This window comes from Micromonospora sp. NPDC049580 (assembly GCF_040675595.1).
Classification (GTDB): Bacteria; Actinomycetota; Actinomycetes; order Mycobacteriales; family Micromonosporaceae; genus Micromonospora.
Genome location: NZ_JBFAPG010000405.1, coordinates 1 through 5,794, shown reverse-complemented (window position 1 = coordinate 5,794; position 5,794 = coordinate 1). Strand labels below are relative to the sequence as shown.

The 5,794-nt window shown below is 73.3% G+C and carries 6 protein-coding genes; 2 read left to right on the top strand and 4 right to left on the bottom strand.

Annotated elements, in window-relative coordinates:
* Positions 1-69: 69 nt before the first annotated feature.
* The 4 genes from AB0J68_RS25320 to AB0J68_RS25305 form a co-directional block, all read right to left on the bottom strand.
* Positions 70-489, bottom strand: coding sequence for a VOC family protein (locus AB0J68_RS25320; RefSeq protein WP_355066424.1), 420 nt, complete (start codon positions 487-489; stop codon positions 70-72).
* 88 nt (positions 490-577) lie between these two features.
* Positions 578-2,317 carry a multicopper oxidase family protein gene (locus AB0J68_RS25315; RefSeq protein ID WP_363940661.1) on the bottom strand — a complete coding sequence of 580 codons (1,740 nt, stop codon included), beginning with the start codon at positions 2,315-2,317 and terminating at the stop codon, positions 578-580.
* The gene (locus AB0J68_RS25310; RefSeq protein ID WP_355066426.1) at positions 2,314-2,766 is read right to left on the bottom strand and encodes a DUF6220 domain-containing protein; all 453 of its coding nucleotides are present in this window, start codon (positions 2,764-2,766) and stop codon (positions 2,314-2,316) included. The genes AB0J68_RS25315 and AB0J68_RS25310 overlap by 4 nt, the downstream gene beginning before the upstream one ends.
* Before the next feature lie 9 nt (positions 2,767-2,775).
* Complete coding sequence (locus AB0J68_RS25305) at positions 2,776-3,765, bottom strand: carboxymuconolactone decarboxylase family protein (protein ID WP_363940660.1); 990 nt, start codon at positions 3,763-3,765, stop codon at positions 2,776-2,778.
* A 143-nt stretch (positions 3,766-3,908) separates the two neighbouring features.
* Between AB0J68_RS25305 and AB0J68_RS25300 the strand changes: the two genes are divergently transcribed.
* A complete protein-coding gene (locus AB0J68_RS25300; RefSeq protein ID WP_354855470.1) occupies positions 3,909-5,036 on the top strand; it encodes a sensor histidine kinase in 1,128 nt (375 codons plus the stop codon).
* Positions 5,037-5,061: 25 nt separating this feature from the next.
* Positions 5,062-5,724 carry a response regulator transcription factor gene (locus AB0J68_RS25295; RefSeq protein ID WP_354855471.1) on the top strand — a complete coding sequence of 221 codons (663 nt, stop codon included), beginning with the start codon at positions 5,062-5,064 and terminating at the stop codon, positions 5,722-5,724.
* Positions 5,725-5,794: the final 70 nt, after the last annotated feature.

The window sequence follows — 5,794 nt, the reverse complement described above, 5'->3', positions numbered from 1 at the left end:
CCCGTCGCGTGGCGGCGGGGCCGGGTGTTGCGCCTGCCCGATCCGGCGGCCCGCGATGGGACTCCGCGGCTAGAGGCCCTGCCCGATCTCCACCAGATAGCCGTCGGGGTCGCGGAGGTAACAACGGATCTCCGTGCCGTGGTCCTTCGGCTCGGTGAGGAAATCCGCGCCGCGGGCCTTCCACTCGGTGTAGAGCGCGTGGATGTCCCGGACCCGGACATTCATCGCGCAGCTCAGGGTGTTGGAGTCGACCGGGGCCTTGGCCTGGACCGTCGGCTTGTCGTCCGTCGGGCCGCCCTCGACGTTGATGATGATGTAGCTGTTGAAGAACCTCATGATCAACGGGTTCGCGTCATGGACGCACGTCGCCCCGAACACCCGCTCGTAGTATTCCCGCGACCGATCGATGTCGCGGACGATGAGCAGCGTCGCCAGGAACATGCCGTCTTCGGGCTCGAAATAGTCGGGAGCCGGGTTGGCCAGCGTCATAGCCACCTCTTCGTCGCCTGCCTCCGCTGCACGGGCGGCGACGGGGTTCCCGCCAGGGTCGGGCCGAAACCGGGAACGGCGCGGGAGATCACGAGTACATCAGGTGCAGCGTCATCCCGGCGTCGGCGTGCCCCAGGTTGTGGCAGTGGTTGGCCCACATCCCCGGGTTGTCGGCTCGGAACGCCACCTCCCACACCTCACCCGGCCGGACGTCGAACGAGTCCAGCCACAACGGACTTCCGATCGCCGCCTTCCGGGTGCGGGACAGCACGAGGACGTGGTGGCCGTGCAGATGCCACGGGTGCACGGTCTGCGACCGGTTGACGATCGTGAAGCGGACGACGTCGCCGCGGCGGACGACCTGCGGCGGGATGTCCGGATCGGCCGCGCCGTTCACGGTGTGGGCGTATCGCGGGAGCAGTCCGTGCAGGTCGAGACCACGGTCGAGGACGAGGGTGAACTTCCGGTCGAACCGGGCCCACGGCATCGGAGCCGGCACACCGTAGGTGAGCGGGTCCAGGACGGGCCACCCGCCGGTCGCCGTCGACACCTCCCCGGTGGAGTAGACCACCCGTCCGTCGACGAACAGCGCCACCGGGGTGGCCGGCGCGGTGAACACCAGGTCGTAGCGGCCCCCGGCCGGGATCAGCACGGCGGTGTCCGCGAGCGGCGTCGGACCCCGCAGATCAGAGCCGTCGATCGCGGCGACCCGGAAGGCGGCCCCGGCCAGGGCGTACCGGTGCGTCGTGTTGTCGGTGTTGATCAGGCGCAGCCGCACCGGCACGCCGGCCTCGACCCGCTCCACTCGCGCCGGTGGCAGCGGACGACCCGCCAGGGTGTGCACCGGCACGGTGACGTCGAGGCCGGTCGTCGGCCCCGGGCGCACCACCAGGACGCCGTAGAGGCCCATCCGCACACCGACGTCGGACACCGCGTGGGTGTGGTACCAGTACGTCCCGGCCTGATCGGCACGGAACCGGTAGACGAACTCCTGGCCGGGCAGCACCGCTGCCTGCGTCACCCCGGGCACCCCGTCCTGGCTGTTCGGCACGTCGTACCCGTGCCAGTGCAGGGTGACGCCCCGCCCGATGTCCCGGTTGTGCAGCGTCACCTCCACGACGTCGCCGACGGTGGCGGTCAACTCCGGCCCGGGTACCTGCGCGTTGAACGCCCACGCCGCGACGTCGCGGCCGCCCACGTTCACCCTGGCCGTCCCGGCCGTCAGGGTGAACCGCCGAGTGGGTTCGTCGGTGGTCCGGATCTGCGGATAGCCATGATCGTGCGGTACGGCGGGCGCGGCGTCCGGGGCGACGGCCAGCCCGGTTCCGGCCAGCAGGGCCGCGACCGTCACCACGGTGGCCGCCCGGGACACCGTCCGGGACGGGCGCGCGTCGAGGAAGCGCCACGAGACCGCCGCCGCCGTGCCGACCCCGGCGACCGCGAGCAGCCCCACCGAGGCCGACGCCGGATACCCGTGCAGGATCGTCACGAGCAGGGCGCCGCTCACGGCGTACCCGGCGAAGAGGAGCGGGACCGCGACGGACCGGAGGTCGCCCGCGGCCCGCAGCAGCCGCGGCCCGGCGACGACCACCGCGGCGAGCGACAGGGGCGCGGCAATGAGGACCTTCTCCGCGGCGAACCACCAGCCGGCGCGGGCGAGCGCGATCACCGTGAGCGCGCGGCCGAGCGTGGCGAGCAGCGCGACGGCGGCCAGCCCGAGTGCGAGCGGACGGCGCCGGGCGGCCGCCGCGGCGCCGCCACCCAACCATCCGGCGGCGGTGAGGACCGCGAGCACGAGGTCCGCCACGAGCAGCGAGCCGGTGGTCATGCCGGCTCCCCCTCCCGGACGGCCGCGCGGATGTCGCCCACCGGCGCCGGACCACCCAGCCTCCGCGCTGCCCGAAGGACGCCGACCACGACGTGCACCGCGACGATGCCGTTGAGCGCGTGCAACCCGCCGAGGGTCAGGCCGAACGCGGTGCTGACTCCGGCGGCGTCGGTGGAGGCGTTGGCGAGCATGGCGAGAAGCGCCTGCACGACGACGAGGCCGACCGGCAGGATCGCCAGTCCGACGAGTCGGCCCGGCGCCTTCGCCAGCGCGGCGAACAGGGCGGTGAGCAGGGTGAGGACGGGGATGACGGCCATGCCGTTGACACTGTGCAGGGCGTACGCGCCGTCGCCCCCGGGTTTCGTGAACGCGCCAACGGCGGCGAAGACGAACTGGACGGCGAACGCGATGAGCAGCAGGGCGGCGCTGACGACGAATGCCTTACGCATGGTGATCTCCTAGAGGTGCGCCGAGGCCAGGGCCTGGGCGACATGGTCGGTGGCCGTGATCGCCCCGTACGCGACCAGCCGGACGAGGTCGGCGTCGGCGGGGTGCGACAGCCGCCAGAGGGCGACGTCCCCCACGCTGATCGCGCTGGGCGCGAACGCCGCCAGCAACGCGATCCGGGTTCCGATACGGTCCCTGCCGGGCACGTCCCGGACCAGGTCGACGGCCCAGTCGGCGGGCCGGGCCGGGAACCGCCCGTCCTCCCAGCGCACGGTGGCCGTCACGGTCTGGCGGGCCACGTCGCCCAGCAGGTCCCCGCCCCGGGTGGCGGCGGTTCGCAACGAGGCGTAGGCGACACCGACCGGGCTGTCCCCCGCCCAGGCCGGCGGCGGCGTCGGACCCGCCTCGATGAGCGGGAGACTGTGACCGGGTTCCCTCGGCTCCCGGGCGGCCCTGGCGTACAACCGGCCCCCGACCGAACGCACCAGCGGGGAGCGTTGCAGGCCGCCGGGGAGCAGGTCGGGGTCGAGCAGCGCCGAGACGATCCGGTTGATGAAGTGGAAGGCGAGCAGCGTGCCGGTGACCTCCGGGCGGTACGTGCTGCTCCAGGCGGCGGCGCGAGGGCTGCGGCTGGCCTGGGCCCAGCGGGCGAGTTCGGCGTGCCTCGGGTCGGGTGGCGTCCCGCCCCGGGCGACGACCTCGGCCAGAGCGTGCTCGCCCAGGGCGTGCAGCAGCAGCACGTGGGCGTCGACGCAGAACTGACAGCGGTTGGCCCGGGACACGGCCGCCGCGACGAGTTCGCGCTCGACCCGGGACGCGTCCCCGGCGAGCAGGGCCTCGCGCAGCAGCGACCAGGTCGCGGCCAGCACCTCCGGCACGGCCGAGAGCACCTGGAAGGTGGGCAGCGGCCCGAGGAAGTCCTCGCGCGACTGCTGGTAGACCTCCGCGGTGCGGCCGGTGGCCGCCTTCGTGGGGATGGGGGTGAAGAAGCGGTATGTCATGAGGTCGATGCTTGCCGTGGCGGGCTGGGAAAACGTCGTTCCGCCGCAGACACTTGCTCCGCCGCGATACCACCCCCGTGGTACGCCTGATCTACCGCACGCGCGGGATGCTTGACGGACGACGGCCGTTCTACAGTGCGACCATGCGCCGCGACCTGCCGTACGCCCTCAGTGGACTCGCCCTCGGCGGCCTGCTGCTCGGCAACGCCGCGCTCGCACCGGACGCCGCGACCGTCGGGGCCCTCGACGTCGCCCTGGTACTCGCCATGGCGGCGGCCCTCGCGGTGTGCCGGCGGTACCCGGTGGTCGCGCTGGGCGTGGTGACCGCCGCTATGCTGGCCCTGCACATCCGGGTGCACTCCGGGGTGTCCGCCGCGTTCCCCGTGCTCGGCGTGGTCTACCTCGCCGCCTGGCGGGGTCGCCGGGCGGCCGCCGCCGTGGCCAGCCTCGCCTTTCTCGGTGGCTTCCTGGCCCGCGACGTCTCGGTGGCGCCGGCCGACCGCCCCAACCAGCTGATCGTCGAGCGGACGGCCCTGCTGCTGGGATGGTTCGTGGCGGCCAACGTCGCCGGGCTCGTCGGCAGGCAACGCCGGGCGTACCTGGAGCAGGTCGAACAGCGGGCCATCGAGGCCGAACGCACCCGCGAGGAGATGGCGTTGCGCCGTGCCGGGGAGGAGCGTCTGCGCATCGCCCGCGACCTGCACGACTCCCTGACCCACAGCATCTCGGTGATCAAGGTGCAGGCCGGGATCGCCGTGCATTTGGCCCGCAAGCACGGCGAGGAACCGTCGGCCACGCTGCTGGCGATCCAGGAGGCCAGCGGCGCCGCGATGCGGGAACTACGCACCACCCTCGACATCCTGCGCGCCCCCGACGACGACCGCGTCGGGCTGGCCCGGGTGGACGAACTCGCCGAGCGGACCCGGGCGGTCGGCGTGCCGGTCCAGGTCACCGTCAGCGGCCGGCCCCGGAGCCTGCCCGACGAGGTCGACCAGGCCGGCTACCGGGTCGTCCAGGAGGCCCTGACCAATGTGGCCCGCCATGCCGGCCCCGCTACCGCGCACATTCACGTCGAGTACGCCCCGGCCGGGCTGACCGTCGCGGTCACCGACGACGGGCGGGCGTCGCCGGCGCGGCCCCCGACACCGGGGGTGGGACTGCGCGGTATGCGGGAACGGGTCACCGGACTGGGCGGCACCCTGCAAGCCGCCGCCCGCGACGACCACGGGTTCACGGTGCGGGCCACGTTCCCCCTCGACGAGCCGGCATGACCGGGCGACGGCGCGGGGAGCCGGCATGATCCGGGTCCTGCTCGCCGACGACCAGGCGCTGATGCGAGCCGGGTTCCGGGCGCTGTTGGAGGCAGAGGACGACCTGGAGGTCGTCGGTGAGGCCACCGACGGCACGTCGGCCGTGCACCTCGCGCGACGCCTGCGCCCGGACGTCGTACTGATGGACGTGCAGATGCCGGGCCTCGACGGCATCGAGGCGACCCGGCGCATCGCCGCGGACCCCGACCTTGCCGCGATCCGGATTCTCATTCTCACCAACTACGGGCTCGACTCCTACGTCTTCGCCGCCCTGCGTGCGGGCGCCAGCGGTTTCCTGCTCAAGGACGCCGACCCCGCCGACCTGCTGCAGGCCGTCGCCGTCGTGGCGCGCGGCGATGCACTGCTCGCGCCGGCCGTCACCCGTACGCTGATCAGCGAGTTCGTGGCCGGCCCACCGCCAGCCGTGCCGGCGGCCGGCCGGGACGTGCTGACCGCCCGCGAACAGGAGATCGTCGAGCTCGTCGCCCGCGGGATGACCAACGACGAGATCGCCGTGCGGATGGTGATCAGTCCGTTGACCGCCAAGACACACGTGAACCGGGCGATGACCAAGCTGCACTGCCGTGACCGGGCCCAGCTGGTCGTGTGGGCGTACGAGTCGGGACTGATCACGCCGCGCCGCCGGTGACCGCGCTGCCCGCCGGCGGCCCGGCCGCGAGATCTCGCCACCTCCCCGGCGCTGAACGTCGGAGATCGGA